This window comes from Flagellimonas baculiformis, from assembly GCF_033441575.1.
Taxonomy (GTDB): Bacteria; Bacteroidota; Bacteroidia; order Flavobacteriales; family Flavobacteriaceae; genus Flagellimonas; species Flagellimonas baculiformis.
Genome location: NZ_JAUZVW010000001.1, coordinates 1 through 17912, shown reverse-complemented (window position 1 = coordinate 17912; position 17912 = coordinate 1). Strand labels below are relative to the sequence as shown.

The window sequence follows — 17912 nt, the reverse complement described above, 5'->3', positions numbered from 1 at the left end:
TCGGGCTATTTGATGTTCAGGGGTTGCATGGCGCATTTATTGCCAAAGGCATCACTGATATTTATCTCGAGTTCACCTCGGAGCTGTTTTGGCGATAGGTTGAATTGAAAACAACCTTCCATATCACTTTCTGAAAGATATTTTTTCCCAAGGAATTGTGATTTTCCATTTTTTACAAGGTAAAGGTTCAGAAAACGAGGAATACGATCGGTATGGTCGATACAAATTTCCACGGATTGCCCTGTTTTTTCCAAAGAAACGATTGCGGGCAATTGTACATCTCTTACCGTCTGGTTGATGGGTCCCGGATTTTCTGCGGGCAGGCCATAAAATTTCTTTTCCAGTTTTTGGTTGACCTTTTCATGCTGGCCCATCAATGATTTGGCACTGAAGAAGATATTGCCATCAATATTTTCCAGATCACGTGCAAGTTTCAATTGCTTTGGAATTTCGTTTTTCTTGCTCCAAGCCTTATCAGCATTGTTGTTGATCTTATAGGTGCCATTGCCCATGTACAGGTTGGTATTGGGGGTGGCATCGGCCCACCAAGAAGCGATTTTTTTGTGCGAGGCCACGGGGTAATCCATGCTCCAATAGGCTTGTGGGGCCAAATAGTCCAACCAACCTTCCTGCACCCAGAGTAAAGGGTCCGCATACAGGTCTTCGTAGGTGGTCTGCCCGGCCTGGGTGTCGGAACCTTTTGGGTCGGTACTTTTGTTTTTCCAGACCCCGAACGGACTGATGCCGAACTGTACCCAAGGTTTGTTCTTTTTGATGGTGGCGTGTACGTTTTTCACCAGGGAATCCACATTGCTTCGTCGCCAATCTTCCAAGGATTGTCCGGGCAATCCGTATTTGGAAAAAGTTTCGGCATCCCCAAAAGTTTCCCCTTCAATTTTATAGGGATAGAAATAATCATCGAAATGGATGGCATCCAGTTCGTAGTTGATGACCAGTTCTTCAATGATCTGGTTGAATTTTTCCCGCACTTCGGGAAGGCCGGGATCATAGTAGTATTTTTTACCGTACTTGAGCATCCAGTCGGGATGATGGTAAAAATCATGGGATTTGGAGAGGGCCAAGGTGTCCAGGTCGAATGTGGCGCGATAGGGGTTGAGCCAAGCGTGGAACTCCATGCCTCTTTTATGGGTTTCCTCGATCATCCATTGGAGTGGCTCTTCAAAACCTTCGGGAGCTTCTCCCTGTTCGCCCGATAGGTATTTGGACCACGGGGCCAGTTGGGTGGGATAGAGGGCATCCCCAGCAGTCCTCACCTGCACAATGGCCGCATTGAAGTTCAGTTTTTCGTAGAAGTCCAGTATGGCGATGAAGTCCTTCTTTTTCTTTTCAACATCATCGAATGGGTGTTTCGGCCAATCGATGTTGGCCACGGTGGCTATCCATACCCCCCTGAATTCCTCCTTGGGTGCTTTGGAAACCGCACAGGAAATCAGAAAAGCAAAAGGGATCAAGTAGAGAAATCTTTTCATGAAATGGAATAAAAAAGGCCTACGTATGCACTAAATGTAGGCCTTTTTGCTAAAATTGAATCAAAACAACTAACAACTCAAATGAAATTTCATCATATGGCCGGATCGGGAGGAGTGTTCGTATTGTTGTCCCTTTCCGTCAGCGGATAGGGATAAAAGTTCCTGTTCCTTTCCTCATCAAAATTTTGTACCGTTGGGGTGGGCTCTGGTCTTCCAAACCTTCTGCTGTCCTCAAGACTACCTCCAGTAAGGAACAATTCGGCCCTTCTGTTTTTATAGACTTCATCCAACAAGGCATCCACAGAGGTGTCCCCACTATAGGCAGCCACATTGGCATTTACGCCAAAGATGTCGTCATTGTCCGTCAATACCAGATTCAAGGCCGCGATTGCCGCACCTGTGTCCGGAGAGGCTTTTCTTAGGTTGGCCTCTGCTATGATGAGGTTCATTTCATCCGGCAAATAGACCGGGATTGCTTCCGAACCATTTTCACCATCAAAGAAACCGGCCAGGTCCTCGATGGGCAATTGGTTTAGGTTCAATTCATCCAAAGGAATCAGATAGAAGGCCAATCTGCCATCGGCATCGTCAAAGACAAAGCTTTCCGGTAGGCCAAAATTATCCCTTGGCTTAAAGTTGTCCACACCATTTTGATAGACCCTGGCCCACACCGGGTTCAGGTTCTGGGAATCGTAGGAGAAAACAGAACCGGAGGTTTGGTCAACAGCGGATGCTGCCGCGATGGCGGCATCATAATTGCCGGCATAGAGATTAAATCGGGCCAGCATTGCCCCAATGGTATTCTCCAAATCTATCTCTCCTCTCAATATTTCCGCTTCAAATTCAGCAGAAATGGGTGTCGCGGCCAGAAGCGTTTGTGCTTCGGTCAGCAAGCCAACGGCGGTATTGAAGCCTTCGATCCTACTCACGAAAGGAGGGTTGTCATCTGAAGTGGCAACAATCACCTGCTCGTAGTTTTGGGCCATGGCACCGATACTCATGGCATGGAACAATTTTGCATATGCAATGAGGCCACTTCGTGTTCCTACCTCTATTTCCAAGCTTTCGGCTTCGGTGGCAATATTCTCGGCAATACCTATCACTCGCAACATGGTGGCCCATAGCCCTTCGATGTTTGAAGTGTTGTTGGGGATATCCCCGCCGTTTTCAAGATCGATGAGGTTTTGGAAGGTGCTTGTGATCCCAACCTCCCTTGTGGTGATGGCTGGGGTCTCTATCATCCATCGCATGCCTGTCGTGGAATAAAGTTCCTGCATACCTATCGAGGCGGCCAAAATACCTTCCCTTGAATCGTAAACCTGATCGGCTGAGGCCGCGTTCGGGTTATCAAAGTCTGTTTCGCACGATGTAACAGCCAACAGGGTCGTTAGCAGGAACATCAGTTTTAATGTATTATATCTGTAAATTTTCATTGTCAATTTTTTTAGGATTAGAAACTAACGTTTACGCCCAATTGATAGGTCCTTGGTATCGGTACTGTTGCAAAATCGAATCCGCGTACTCCATTGCTCTGCCCTGCTGCGCTTACTTCTGGATCCCATCCGGAGTAATCGTCCCATGAAATCAAGTTTCTGCCCACCAAACTGAACCTCACATTGTCTATGTGCTCCCATCTGGGTTTGAAGGTATAGCTCAATGCAACTTCCCTGAGTTTCACGAAAGATCCATCCTCCACAAATTCCTCAAAAATACCCGCTTGTGCACTTCCATAGCCCTTAGGTCTGTTGCCCAAAAGTTCCTGTCCTACATTGTAACCACCACCAAAGACAACGTTGTCCAGCAATCTTCTGTTCCAGTTGAAGACGTCGTAACCTTGGACGGCATCGAACTGTACCCTGAGGCCAAAGCCTTTATAGGTAAACTCGTTGATCAACGATCCGAACCAATCTGGGTTGGGGTCACCGATAACTTTGGAGCGCTCGCCTTCCTCGGTTTCCCCTCGGAAGGGGTATCCTGCATCGTCAAGGGCTATGGATCCATCCTCGTTCCTCGCATAGAATCCATGGTAGAAAACCCCAAGCGGTTGGCCTTCGATCACATAATTGGTGGAAAAGCTACCGGGAAGTGCTATTCTTCCGCCACCGGCCACATTGGTCACTTCGTTCTTGTTCTTTGAGAAAGTGGCCGTAAGATCCCAATTAAAGTCCTTGGTCTTGATCGGGGCCCCTCTCAGCAATACTTCCACACCAGTGTTCTCCAGATTCCCGACATTTTCGAATCGGGAACTGAAACCGCTGGATGGCGCCAATACCCTTTGCAATAACAGGTCGGTAACCTTTTGTTTGTAGTAAGAAAATTCAATACCGATCCTATTGTTGAACAGTCCAGCGTCAAAACCAAGCTCTGTTTCATCTTGTCTTTCCGGCTTAAGGGTTTCGTTGCCCAATTGGGTGCTCGGGATCAAACTTACAGTACCTGTCAAGGCGGATGGGTTGTAGTTGGAAAATCTTGCATAGGCACTCAAGGCAGTCAGGTTACCTGCTTGGCCCCAAGAAGCCCGAAGCTTGAACAGGTTGAAAGCATCACCAAAAGTGTTTTTCCAGAAATCCTCATCAGACATTACATAGGAGGCACTTGCCTTAAAGTACAACTGGTTGCGCTCATCCTCACCAAAGGTGGATGCGCCATCCATCCGTACGGCACCATTCACGTAGATTTTGTCGTTAAAGCCAAAGGATTGCTGGAAGAAGGCACCCCAATAGGATATTTGGGAACGGCTTTCCCCTTGCTCCAAGATGCTTCCGCCAGCGGCAGTCTCTACCACGGGAGGCAGGCCTGTAGCATTGATGCCTATGCTTTCACGTTCCTCATACTGCCATGACCCTCCCAATGTAGATGTGGAGGAGATGGACGATGTAATATCCGTTTTATAGGTGAAATTAAGGTCTGAGTTGTACTGGAAACTGTTGAGGTCGGCCCTTCTGGCATACCCATCAGGATTGGGGGAAGTGTTGTTGATCGGGATGTAGGCCGTGGCCGATTGGTTGTAATAGTCCAATCCCAAGGTGTATTTAGCGCTCAAATTTTTCGTGAAATTCGCGTCAAGCGCCACGCTTGTGATGAAGCGGTTGGTCTTTTGGCCAAAGTCAAACCGAGCCACAGCCTCAGCCGGGTTTGTTCTTGGCACTGCCGGGGAGGTAACGGGATACACCCCTGATTCATCGGGAGACGGGTCGATGGAGTTGTCGCTGAACACAAAGCCCGTGATGGCACCATATGCACTGTTGATCCCGCCGTTCGGCATATCATTGCTGACACTCCTGACATAATTGAACCCACCTGTAATATCCAGCCAATCAAAAGCCTTTTGGGTAAGATTGGCCTTAAAACCATATCGCTTGAAATTGGTGTTCTTTATGATACCATCATTGTCCAAATGGGAAGCGGACAGGTAATAGGATGTTTTTTCTGTTCCACCGGTCATGGAGAAATAGTTTTCGATACCAAAACCGGATTCGAACATCTCATCCTGAAGGTCATAACGATCCACTTCAACTGTCGTAAGGTCCAATCGGTTCGATGGTACGGCCCAGTCCAAGGGGACTTGGTTGTAATCAATTTTCTTGCGAAGTTCATTGATCCTCGTATTGGTCATGAACGTAAACTTGGGCTCGCCAGTCCTTCCTTGTTTGGTGAAGATCTGGACAACCCCGTTGCTCGCCCTTGATCCATAAATGGCCGCCGCTGCCGCTCCTTTGATGATTTCTATCTTCTCGATGTCGTTGGGGTTGATGTCCGCCAAGCGGTTCTGTGCATTTCCCCCAAGATCCACGAGCTCGTTGCTCGAGTTGCTGATGATGATCCCATCCACGATGTAAAGCGGGTCCGAGCTACCTGTGATGGTACTTGGCCCACGAAGACGGATACTGATACCGCCCGCGGGGTCACCAGAGTTTTGCTGTACCAAGGCACCGGTGACCTTACCGGCTATGGCCTGGTCTATCTGTGTCGCACCATTGTCCACCAATTCTTGGGCCTTTACGGAAGATATGGCATTACCCAAGGTCCTTTTGTTGGCTCCTGCTCCCGTACCTGTGACAACCACTTCGTCAAGGCTCAATAAATCCTCGGCAAGATTGACATCGGTAGTGATCGAGGAATTTCCGCCCGCTGTCGTTGCGATTCGCTGTGTGGAAAATCCCAAGGAACTGATCGCCAATGTGTAGGAGCCAGGTTCCAAGGAGGCGGTAAAGCTGTAATTTCCGTCAAAATCGGTGACGGAACCATACGAAGTGTTCTCAATGAACACTGAAGCACCAGCAAGCGGCACTCCCGTGCCACTTTCAGTAACGGTCCCCGAAAAGGTGTATTGATTCTGGGCGAAGGCTGAAAGCGCAGACGCCAAGAAGACAATCAAAACCAGTCGGGACCTCATTCGTCCTAAATAGTCATGTAGTTTTCGCATAAATTTGAGTAGTTTAATTATAGTTAAAAGTGTACAATACCCTCCACGGCGAGGGGACTGTATTTGTTTGCGGTTTTTTTGTTTCTATATGTGGTCCATTGCCCTACCATCCTTTCAGGATGATAATCCAAGGCAGCACTGTCCATGTGGTGCGGACAATTACGTGTGGTATTGATTTTATTCTTCATGTGCCTGGCCCCGAACATGGTTGGGAATTTTCTTGAATCTTGCTTGCTTTCGAAATTGACAATGCATATGAATGTGTTTTTTGCTCAAAAGCGGAATGATAGCTTCAAATATATGCAAAAACATGCAAGATTTGCTAAATATTGCCGTTATTAATTGAATTACACTAAAAATATGCATAGTTTTGCAGTATTTTGCTGATATTGGTAAATTTTTTAGGATTTATTTAACTTTACCTATTGTATGTTGAAAGAAGAGAGGCATCAGTTTATACTCAACGAGGTTGGGGTCCACAATAGGGTTCTGTTGACAGACATAGCCAATCTGCTCAATGTTTCTGTGGATACCATCCGAAGGGATATAAAGGAACTGCACAATGCCAAGCAGCTGAAGAAAGTGCACGGAGGTGCTATTTCTTTGGGTTTCAACAATTACAACCCCACCGGAAAAAAAATATACTCCCTTGAAAAAAAGTCATTGATAGCAGAAAAGGCCTTGGGACTCATCAAAGAGGGACAGGTGATTTTGCTGAGCGGGGGTACCACCAATTTGGAACTGGCAAGACGTTTGCCCTCAAAAATGAAACTGACCTGCTTTACCCCAAGCCTGCCGATAGCCGTGCAATTGCTGGGAAAAAGTAATATTGAGGTTATATTCATTGGGGGAAGGCTGTCACCAGACTCCCAAATAGCGATCGGCGGCAGTGCCATCAACATGCTTTCAGATATCAAAGCGGATATTTGTTTTTTGGGCACCAATTCCATCCATCCTACGGAAGGATTGACGGAATTTGATTGGGAAATCGTGCAGATGAAAAAAGCCATGATCCATAGTGCCCGTAAGGTAGTATCGCCCTGCATATCGGAAAAAATCGGTTCACTGCAGCGGTACAGGATATGTGGGGTGGAGGAAATCGATGCCCTCATAACGGAATTGGAGCCATGGGACAGCAAGCTCGATGCATTTAAAAATATGAACATACAATTATTGTAATAGTGATAGACAAGCACATAAAGATTACCGAGGAACCGTCTTTGTACGACCGATTGGATGAAATGAAGACGTTGGACATTGTGGCCAACATCAACAATGAGGACAAAAAGATTGCGTACGCTGTTGAACAGGTTTTGCCCCAAGTGGCTCAAGTAGTGGACGAGACCGCAAAGCGTTTTGTAAAAGGGGGCAGACTGTTCTATATCGGTGCGGGAACAAGTGGACGCTTGGGAATCCTGGATGCTTCTGAAATACCACCCACCTTTGGGATGCCCTACGACCGGGTGATCGGTCTCATTGCGGGAGGTGACAGTGCCATCCGAAAGGCCGTTGAGTTCGCGGAAGACGATACACGGCAAGCTTGGAAAGACCTTCTGGACTATCACATTACCGAGAATGATGTATTGATCGGTATTGCAGCTTCAGGGACCACTCCCTATGTGTTGGGGGGCATTGCGGATGCGAAAACGCATGGCATCTTGACCGTGGGGATCACCAATAATCCAGGATCGCCATTGGCCAAAGATTCGGATATAGCCATAGAAATCAATGTGGGGCCCGAATTTTTGACCGGAAGTACCCGAATGAAAAGTGGGACCAGTCAAAAACTGGTGCTGAACATGATTTCAACGGCGCTCATGATACGCATTGGCCGCGTGGAGGGCAACAAAATGGTGAACATGCAGCTCAGCAATACCAAATTGGTGGATAGGGGAACCCGCTATATCATGGAAGAATTGGGGCTGAACTATGAAGAGGCCGAAAAAGCATTAAAAAAATACGGTTCCGTAAAGCGGGCCATAGATGCATTGAAGTAGGATCATCTGGGTACCAACCGATAGATGCCCTTGCCTTCTATCCCTACATAAATGTAGCCGTCCGGGCCTTGTCGCACGTTTCGGACCCGTCCCATACCATCCAATAGTTTTTCACGGTACACCACTTTATTGTCCTTGATTTCCAATCGTTCCAAATATTGAAAGGACAAAGAACCTACCAAAAGACTGTTTTTCCAATTGGGATATTTATCGGAAGTGACAAAGGCCAATCCCGAAGGGGCGATGGAGGGCGTCCATTGATATAATGGTTGTTCCATCCCAGGTCTTTTGGTTTCGTCCGTAATCTTTGTGCCACTATAATTGATGCCATAGGTGATCACTGGCCAACCGTAGTTTTTTCCTTTCTCTACAATGTTGATTTCGTCACCGCCCCTTGGACCGTGTTCGTGCTCCCACAACTGTCCGGTTTCCGGATGGAGCGCCAATCCCTGCGGATTTCGATGGCCGTAGCTGTAGATGGCCGTCTTGGCACCGCTCTGGCCCACGAACGGATTATCTTCAGGAACCTTCCCATCATCATGAAGGCGATAGATCTTGCCGCCGTCCCTGGTAATGTCCTGCGGGTTCACGTCCCGATCGCCGCGTTCGCCGATGGAGAAGAACAGATATCCGTCCCGGTCGAATTCCAAACGTGACCCAAAATGTTGGCCCTTGGTGGTATTGGGCACGGCCTTGTAGAGTAATTCTTTCTGTACAAGTTTATTGTTGGATAGTTTGGCCCGCATGATGGCGGTGTTCCCTCCCTTGTTGTCGCCCTCGCTTGAGGCATAGGAAAAGTAAATCCAGCCATTGTTTTTGTAATTGGGATGGAGTTCAATATCCATCAATCCACCTTGTCCACGGTTATAGACTTCGGGAGCATTGCCCACTTCGACCTTTTTTCCTGAGGTGTACAAAAGTAGTTTTCCCGATTTTTCGGATATGAGAATGTTGTTGTTGGGCAAAAAGACCATGCCCCAAGGGTTTTGAGTACCATCCACAACAATTTCAGATGTAAAATCCGTATTATTTGTAAGATTTATCTTGGAATTTGGATTTTGGGCACAGGATGTATTGAGCAGTACAACGAAAAAATAAGGAAATAAGGTACTTTTTTCTATAATTTTACGTTGAAATAACAGATTTAATAGACGAACGGTCATTTCTAAAGAATCATTTGCCGTAAGATAAACAGAATTTTATAAGTATAGATAATTACAACTTAGAATATTAGGGTCCCAAATCTGACATATTCTGCTAACAAGACTTAACCTATGCTCCCTCAAAAAACAAGGCATTTGCTATATGCCGTGTTGCTGGTGTTCATATCAATCTTTGGTTCCACGGTATTAGCAAAAACAGACGTCAAAGGAATTTTGACAAGAATTGTGTCCACCGTATCCGCGGCAGATGCCGGGGAGGAAGAGGTGGCGTCCGTGCCAGAGGTAACGCTGGCCACTGAAACTGTCTTGGCACCAACAAGCGCCGCTATGTTCACGACCATTATCCAAGGGAGCGACCAACAGGTGGTTTGCCCCAATGATGGAAGTACACTGGCTAAATTCTTCCTTTGCGGGACCAGTGACATCAGGACATTGAGCTTGAGCCAATCCGGCAGTACCTATCAATGGCAGCAGTTGGACCCCAATAGCTGTGCCCCTACGGTGGTGGACAATTGTCCTACCATAAATGCTGCCTGTACATGGAACACAGTGGGCACGGGACCTACATATAACCTTTCAACCGCGGGCGAGTTCAGAGTAAGGGTAAACTCTGGACAGTACTATTATTTTAAATCCACACTCAACCCCTTGAACCCACAATTGATCAAGGAGGACATTGTTTGTGGCAATCCGGGCAGGGTAGAAGTGACCAATGTTCCTGCAGGTTATGAATACAGCTTGAACAGTCCGGCCGGACCTTATCAGGATACTCCTTATTTTGACATCACTTCACCAGGGACCTACAGGGTATATGTGCGTTTGAAGAACGTTTCGGCCAGTGCCTGCGTCTTTCCATCAAACCCGGTAACGGTGAACGACCTTGACATCAATGTGGATGTGACCGCCAATGATATTCTCTGCAGTGGGGAGCTCGGAAGCATAGATGTGCAGGTTTCCGGCGTACCTGGTTTCTATACCTATCGTTTGGTGAAGAACGGCGTGACCGTGGATACTTTTGGTCCCAATGGTGCCGATACCTATACATTTGCCAACGTAAGCCCGGGCACATATAGCATCCGGGTGGAGACCAATGATTGTTCAGAGACCGTTACCGACGATATCAATGGAAATCCCATAGTGATAGGTGGGGGCATAAGTCCATTGGCCGTTTCGGCCACGGCTTCGGACAGTTTTGGATGCGGGGCCACTTCGGTGAATGTCAATTTGACCACATCAGGGGGAACCGCTCCCTATCGCTTCAGCGTGGATGGCGGTCCTTTTGGCTCAACATATACGGGCAACACCAGTTTTTCAGTGACGACAGCGGGAACCTATTCCATTTTGGTGGAAGATGCCAATGGTTGCCAACGAAGTGCTTCCGTGGATGTTCCCAACATTCCCCCGCCCATTTTCAACATCACCGAAGAAGATGCCAATTGTGGTGGTGCCAACGATGGAAGGGTCACCATCAATGTGACCAATGGATTTGGGTACGAGATTGAATACAGCATCAACAATGGGGCAACCTTTCAGATAAGCAATGTATTCTCCAATTTGGCCCCGGGCTCTTACGATGTGGTACTACGGTACGAACAGGATTCATTTACCTGTACCACAACACCACAAACGGCCACCGTGGGTACTCCATCGACCATAACGGCAACGGCGACACCAAATTCTTTTCCCACTTGTGGTAATGAAAACGGGGGACAGATTACCATTTCCGGTGTTTCAGGGGGAACCGCTCCTTACGAATATAGTATTGGGGCAGGTTTTGGGACCAATAACGTGTTCCCCAATTTGGGAGTGGGGAGCTATACACCCATGGTCAGGGATGCCAATGGATGTGTTGAGGCACTTCCCAATATAGTGTTCAATGCGTTGAACAAGCCCACCAATCTAGATTTCAGTATATCCAGTTTGGACTGTATCACCACAACAGCTTCTTTGGATTTGACCGTTACCGGCGGTACAGGTCCTTATACCTATGAGATCATTGCCCCATCGGCAAGTGCCATCAACAATGGCAACAACAATACCTTTACCGGATTGGGATTGGGAACCTATACTTTTAGGGTCACTGATAATGAAGGATGCTCTTACGATGAGAATTATGCAATTACCGATATCAGTTCCATCGGTGTGCAGGCCCAACAGACCAAGGTAGTGACCTGTGTTGGTGATTCGGACGGGGAAGGTCGCTTTTTGGTGGATGGATTCAATTCAACCTATAGCTATAGCATAGATGGAGGTACCGTTTTCACGGGTCAGAATGGAAGCATCATTCCCGTTACGGGTTTAACTGCCGGAAGCTATGTGATCTCTGTGACCGATGAAGAGACCAATTGTACGGATACGGCCACCTTGGTCATTGAGGAACCTTCGACCGCTTTTGCAATCTCAGGTTTGGATGTGACGGATATGAGCTGCCAGAATGGAAACATTGGTGCGGTCCGGATCAATACTGTTGGCGGATGGGGAGGTAACCGATATACCTTGATCCAACCCGATGGTTCCACAAGAGGGCCTAAAAATGGAAGTACCTTTTCCAATCTTTCCTTGGACGGAACCTATCAAGTGAGGGTTACCGATGCCAACGGATGTGAGGTTACCGATAGTTTCACCCTCACAAGATTGGATGCACCCACCCTGACTTTGGACAACGGAGCCTCGGATTTCTGTTATGATAATTTTAATGCATCTACCTTGGCTGTCAACGCTGCGGGCGGATTGGCCCCTTACCGCTACAGGATCAATGGAGGGCCTTTGGGGGCCAGCAATAGCTTTTCCGGACTTACTCCGGGAACCTATACCATTGAAGTGGTGGATGCGAACGACTGTCGTGATACGGTCACAACCACCATTCAGCCTCAGGTGATGGCCAATGCCACGATCACCCAGGAATTGGATTGTGCAGGACCTCCCGGACAGATCCAGGTAAACATTAGCAACGGATATACCTCTGGCGGCAACTATGGTATCTATGAAGTCAGTATCAATGGGGCACCCTATACTTCTGACAACAACAATATCACTGGAAACTCCTTTGTGTACAGTATTCCCAATGATGGTTCCATCATTTCGGACACCACCTATCAGTTTTTGATCACCGATAGCCGTGGATGTACAACGGAATCGAACATGGTGACCATTTCACCTACGGAACTCATAGCAGGATCTGCAGTGGGCACGGACACCCAATGTGGGGACAACACCTCTGGAATTGTAACATTGATTCCTGACACCACCCAGGGTATTCCACCGTATGAGTACAGTAATGATAATGGGGCAACCTTCAGTAGCCAGAATATCTTTTCAGGATATGGGCCTGGAACCCACGGAGGGTTTGTCATCCGCGACAGTAGGGGGTGTTTGAGCCCGGCCTATACCGTGACCATTGGTGCCAGCGATCCTTTGGATGCCACCGCAACACCTGCCGATGCTGTGTGCTCATCGGGAGCGGTCGACGGTGAGATATTGGCATCCATCAGCAATGGGGTTGCACCTTTTGATTATGTGGTGGTAGATGAATTTGGAGGAACAGTGGCGTCATCGATAGGAACCACCAGTACTTCGGTAAACTTTACCAACCTACCCATAGGCAATTATACCCTGATCACTACCGATGCCCAAGGTTGTGAGGACCGTGATCCCGTGGTGATTGACCAAAATGAACTGGATTTGATTCCGTTGGACCCAGATCCGACAGATTGTTTTGATACTTCGTTCCCATATCGAGTCCAAGCCGTTGGAGGAACAGCACCCTACGAGTTTAGGTTGGTGGGTGACCCGACATGGCAGTTGGGGTCAGGTGCTGGAAATGATATATTTGATGTCACCGGATTGGTAGTTCCTGGAGTGACCTACTTTGTAGAGGTAAGGGATGCCAACGGTTGTACCTATATTGAAGAAATTGATCCCATAGGTCCAACCAATCCTGTTACTGTGGTCGCTACCTCCTTGGCAGCCTCCTGTAATGTGGCAGGAAGTGGCTCCATTGATTTTGAGGTATCTGGAATTTCACCAGCTGGAGACTTTACTGTGAGGGTACAAAATACCGATACAGGAGCAATGGTTTCGACCCAAACATTTACGGGAGAAACCATTCCCTACAATGGAACCTTGACCGGACTGGCTCCGGGGAATTATCAGATCATTGTTACGGACGATAGCAATGGATGTAGTGGAAGCACCTTGGTCTTTATTGATATCAGTGCTGTTTCCATAGCCATCGATAATTTTGTGGAAGCCACTTGTAATGCGGGAGCCTTGGTGACCGTAAGAGGTTTTGGAAGCACAGGGCCATACACTTATGCCTATGTGCCTTCGGGAGATCCTGCACCGACAACATTCGTACCGGAAACCACTTTTGAGGTTCCAGGACCTTATCCCACGGCTTATGATTTCTATGCCCAGGATGCCAATGGGTGTACCGCGTTTACCACGCTGACAGTGACGCAGGAAGCAGGTGTGCCAAATCCGGTGATCGATGTGGTGAACCAATGTACGGCCACAAGCGGATATCAAATCAATATTGTATCGCCGCTCACTACGGGTCCTGAACCGGAAAATACGTTCCAGTACAACATTGGAAGCGGTTTCCAGTCGGGAACCACGTTCATTGTACCCAATCCAGGGAGCTATGTGATCACGGTTCGTGATGGCAATGGTTGTACCAACACCGTCACCGCGGAAGTATTCGATTTCTTTGCCATTACGGCAGATGCGACCTCTTTCCCTACTTGTAATGCCGGGGATGGGGTCATTACTGTGAACACCACTGGTGGCAGTGGGAATTTTCAATACCAATTGAGGGATGCCCTCACTTTGACGGACATTGGTCCACCACAGGTGAATAACAACGAATTTACCAATGTGATGCCAGGGGATTACAATATTCTGGTAACCGACTTGGATTCCAACACATCTCCCTTATGTTCGGATGAGGCCGAGGTTATCGTGTCCACTGTGGATACTCCTGTAATTTCGGGTACGCCCAGTAGTGATGTGACCTGTAATGGAGCCGATAACGGTACCATCTCGGTGGAGCTTCAGCCTGGCACGGATACAGATACGCCATTACAATTTATCCTCTACCAAGGTTCCAGTTCCACCATCGTGGCAGGTCCGCAAGGCTCTTCTGTCTTTGATGATCTTCAACCGGGCACCTATCAGGTCGAAGTGGTTTCCGATAGGGGCTGTACGGACAGATCGGATAATATCATCATTGATGAACCTTCCCTTTTGATGGCCAATGCGGTGAATACCCAATTCAGTTGTAATCCGTCCAGCAATCAGTTCAGTACGGCGACCATAACCATTTATACCGACACCAATGGTGATGGTACAGGCACTGCAACCGGAACTGGGCCATACACCTACAGCATGAACGATGGTACCCCGCAGTTTGATGGGACCAATTTCCAGACCAGCAATACTTTTGAAGTGATTGATAATGGAACCAATCAGACCATTATTCTTACCGCCCGTGACCAGAATGGCTGCGAGGAAACGTCGACCGTGACCATCAATGCGCCAACGGACATCACGTTCAGTTATGATGTGAACCCCATCACCTGTGATGTTTCGGGAACGGGGGTAAGCCCAGGTTCCATTGACATCATCATCAATGAGGGTCCAGGAGATTACCAAGTCGAGATATTGCCCTTAGGTTCCGAACCAGCAAGAAGCTCAGGGGGCAGTGACCGTGTAACTTGGGACATCGCCACACCTGGGGATTATATTTTTGCCGTGACCGATGTGGGCAGTGGAGGATGTACCTATTTGACCACGACCATCAACATGCCCGAATACAATACCATAGAGGCCCTGATTGCCGAGGTGGAACCTGTGACCTGTTTCAATGGAACCGATGGGGTCATCAGTTTAGTTATCAACAATTATAGTGGCCAATACAATTACGAAGTGTTCACACGCGATAATGCCGGAGTGGAAACTTCAACGGGGGTTACCGGAACTTTTGATACCGATACGCCCATCAATACCCCGGAACTTATCGAAAATGTGCCGGCAGGTAACTTGGTGGTCCGTATCGAAGCGTTGGATTCGCCCTACTGTGATGTGGTGAGCAATGTGACCACAGTGCGCTCCCCAGATAGGGAACTGACCGTTGATCTATTGCAGACCTCCCCTGTGACCTGTAATGTGCCCGGTTTGGGTGAAATCACAGCTACTGGCGATGGGGGATGGGGAACTTACCAATATCAGTTGGTGGCATCCGATGGAACCATTTTGGTGGATTATCCCAATACCAATCCCGTATTCGAAAATCTATCCACAGATACATACACGGTGAATATCAGAGATCTTGAAGGTTGTGAGAGATTCAATACCATCAACTTGCCATTGCCGACACCTATTTCTGCGGATATTCGAATAGTAAGTCCATTGGCCTGTAACAATGACAATGATGCCATAATAGAGGCTTATAACGAAGCGGGAGGACAAGGACCTGGGAACTATCTGTACCAGTTGAACCGAATCACCGATGGCACCAATAGTGGACTCCAGACCACACCGACCTTTGCCAACCTTTCGGCGGGGGATTATAGAATCACCATTTTTGACGGTTGGAACTGTAGTGCCCAAACAGATGTGATAACCATTTCGGACCCAGAGATTGTAGAGGCAGAATTGGTGGAACTGCAGCCTCCTGGTTGTGGTGATCTGGGTAGGATGGGACTTACGGTGCTCAACCCCGAGCCGGGGGTGGACTATTTTTACCGCAGGGCGGGAACTTCAGATGCGTTCACACCGTTTGGCGCCGGCATGACCAGTGTGGAGATTGCCGTGGACATTACTATGGATGCAGGACCTTTCCAGTATGATGTTCAGAACTCCAATGGTTGTCCTTCTGAAAAATCGAACCAGATTTCCTTGGACCCAGCGGCACCTTTGGTGATTGCTTTGGATCTTACCAACGCAACGATCAATTGTGCAGGGGAATCCACCGGAATCATTCGTTCCGAGGCATTCGGGGGTATTGGAAGCTATATGTACACCTTGGTGAACGCGAACACCTTGCCCGTGTCGCCCGCCAATATTGTCCGCCCATCACAAAATTCCGGAATCTTTAGGGACCTGGATGCAGGGACCTACTATGTGTATGCCCAAAGTGGTGGATGTGAGGCCATATCGGACCCTATAATCATCGAACCAAAACCACCATTGGTATTGGAGTATCTGGAAGCAGTGCCCGTTATGTGTGCTGGGGATACCAATGGTCAGATCATCATCGAGGCCAGTGGAGGTACAGGTAGAATCAGGTACTCCATTTCGGATACATTGAGCGAGTTCTTTGAAGGTGATGACCCGGACAATCCGAACCGAAAAACATTCAATGACCTGAGTCCAAGGACCTATGACATCATTATTCAAGATGATCTGGGATGTACCATTACTCGAACACTGGAGATTACCCAGCCTACGGAACTTATCGCTGCAGTGGTTTCCACTACTCCAGAGGTGTGTATGGGAGATGGTGATGGCACCTTGACCTTGGAAGTTTCTGGGGGTACGGCCCCTTATTATACCAGTATCAATTCTGTTGACGATGCTGATTTTGTTCAGAATGATACCATGTTCTTTGACAACCTCCAAGGCGGGGAAACCTATGCCATCTTTATCAGGGATGCCAATGGTTGCCAGACCAATGTGATAGCGGAAATAGGCATTGGGATTGATATTGTGACAGAACCCATTGTGGAATACGGTTGTGAAGGTATTTTCCCGAACAGTACGGCCACCGTAAGTATTGCGGACAGTTCACAACTATCCGACCTGTTGTTTTCCTTGGATGTGGATGATGTGCAACTCGCCACCAACCAAAGGACTTTTGGGGACTTACCACCGGGCGAACATACCGTCTATATCTACCATGCCAATGGATGTGTGACCTTTGTGGAGTTTGAGATCGATGCCTACGAACCACTGACCCTGGAAGCCATGAAAACCGGGCCCAATGAGGTCACAGCGATTGCCACAGGTGGTTTCGGGGGATATGAATATTTCTTCCAAGGAGAATCCTATGGGGATGTGAACACGTTTAATATCAATGTGGATTCCAACATCAATATTATGGTGAGGGACAGCAATGGTTGTGTGGCCAATCTGGTCTTGCCGTTCAATTTTGAGGGAATGCCCGAAATGCCGCCCTTCTTTACGCCGGATGGGGATAACCTGAACGACTACTGGTATCCAGAAAACCGTGAGTTTTTCCCCAATATCGACGTGATCATTTACGATCGATATGGTAGGGTAGTGGCGCGATTGGATCAGGTCAAAAAGTGGGATGGTAACTATGAGGGCAAACCGCTGCCCACAGGAGATTACTGGTATGTCGTGAATGCCAACGATAGGGAAAAACAACGATTTGTAGGGCACTTTACGCTTTACAGATAGAAGGATTTATTTTATAAATCATTGACAACTAAGACTGAAGCGTATTTTGGCGTTAAGGGTGGTACGGCTATTTTGTATTCATGGACAAAAGTTTTGTAGGGTCTGGGTCAAAATATCATCAAAATTTATATTTTTGCAGTCCGATTTCGGGATGTGGCCCTTCGGTCATGCTCAGGATACCTGCCTGCCGGTAGGCAGGGACTTCGTCTGGTACCCAGACTGCTTAAAGCAGTGGACGTTTTGAAAATTGGGTATTGTTTATTGGAAATTGTTGACCGAAGGTCAAACACGGGATGTGGCCCTTCGGCTACGCTCAGGATAGACTCCGTCTGGTACCCTGGATAAGCCGGGTAAAGTGACCCACCTTCGCCGGATGAAACTGACCAGGGTAAACGAACTGCCTAGATTTGATCTA

General features: G+C 47.8%; 8 protein-coding genes. 3 read left to right on the top strand and 5 right to left on the bottom strand.

What is annotated here, in order from left to right:
- Nucleotides 1-5: 5 nt before the first annotated feature.
- The 4 genes from SD450_RS00040 to SD450_RS00025 form a co-directional block, all read right to left on the bottom strand.
- Nucleotides 6-1490, bottom strand: coding sequence for a glycoside hydrolase family 10 protein (locus SD450_RS00040; RefSeq protein ID WP_318342618.1), 1485 nt, complete (start codon nt 1488-1490; stop codon nt 6-8).
- 92 nt (nt 1491-1582) lie between these two features.
- Entirely contained in the window at nt 1583-2923 is a 1341-nt protein-coding gene (locus SD450_RS00035; RefSeq protein ID WP_318342617.1) for a RagB/SusD family nutrient uptake outer membrane protein, read from the bottom strand.
- Nucleotides 2924-2940: 17 nt separating this feature from the next.
- On the bottom strand, nt 2941-5916 hold the full coding sequence (locus SD450_RS00030; protein ID WP_318342616.1) for a SusC/RagA family TonB-linked outer membrane protein: 2976 nt from the start codon (nt 5914-5916) through the stop codon (nt 2941-2943).
- Nucleotides 5917-5939: 23 nt separating this feature from the next.
- Nucleotides 5940-6122 (bottom strand): hypothetical protein, encoded by a 183-nt coding sequence (locus SD450_RS00025; RefSeq protein ID WP_318342615.1) that lies wholly within the window; start codon nt 6120-6122, stop codon nt 5940-5942.
- A gap of 223 nt (nt 6123-6345) precedes the next feature.
- Here SD450_RS00025 and SD450_RS00020 point away from each other — a divergent pair, with 223 nt between their 5' ends.
- Nucleotides 6346-7095: a DeoR/GlpR family DNA-binding transcription regulator gene (locus SD450_RS00020; RefSeq protein ID WP_318342614.1), complete on the top strand. Its 750-nt coding sequence runs from the start codon at nt 6346-6348 to the stop codon at nt 7093-7095.
- A 5-nt stretch (nt 7096-7100) separates the two neighbouring features.
- Nucleotides 7101-7913: an N-acetylmuramic acid 6-phosphate etherase gene (gene murQ / locus SD450_RS00015; RefSeq protein ID WP_318343081.1), complete on the top strand. Its 813-nt coding sequence runs from the start codon at nt 7101-7103 to the stop codon at nt 7911-7913.
- A gap of 2 nt (nt 7914-7915) precedes the next feature.
- On the opposite strand, the gene SD450_RS00010 is transcribed toward murQ, so the two are convergent.
- The gene (locus tag SD450_RS00010; RefSeq protein ID WP_318343080.1) at nt 7916-9034 is read right to left on the bottom strand and encodes a PQQ-dependent sugar dehydrogenase; all 1119 of its coding nucleotides are present in this window, start codon (nt 9032-9034) and stop codon (nt 7916-7918) included.
- A gap of 153 nt (nt 9035-9187) precedes the next feature.
- Between SD450_RS00010 and SD450_RS00005 the strand changes: the two genes are divergently transcribed.
- The gene (locus SD450_RS00005) at nt 9188-17497 is read left to right on the top strand and encodes a T9SS type B sorting domain-containing protein (RefSeq protein WP_318342613.1); all 8310 of its coding nucleotides are present in this window, start codon (nt 9188-9190) and stop codon (nt 17495-17497) included.
- Nucleotides 17498-17912: the final 415 nt, after the last annotated feature.

Bases quoted from the DNA above. Each gene is read 5' to 3' on its own strand.
- SD450_RS00040 (WP_318342618.1), bottom strand. From the start codon at position 1,490: ATGAAAAGATTTCTCTACTTGATCCCTTTTGCTTTTCTGATTTCCTGT.
- SD450_RS00035 (WP_318342617.1), bottom strand. From the start codon at position 2,923: ATGAAAATTTACAGATATAATACATTAAAACTGATGTTCCTGCTAACG.
- SD450_RS00030 (WP_318342616.1), bottom strand. From the start codon at position 5,916: ATGCGAAAACTACATGACTATTTAGGACGAATGAGGTCCCGACTGGTT.
- SD450_RS00025 (WP_318342615.1), bottom strand. From the start codon at position 6,122: ATGTTCGGGGCCAGGCACATGAAGAATAAAATCAATACCACACGTAAT.
- SD450_RS00020 (WP_318342614.1), top strand. From the start codon at position 6,346: ATGTTGAAAGAAGAGAGGCATCAGTTTATACTCAACGAGGTTGGGGTC.
- SD450_RS00005 (WP_318342613.1), top strand. From the start codon at position 9,188: ATGCTCCCTCAAAAAACAAGGCATTTGCTATATGCCGTGTTGCTGGTG.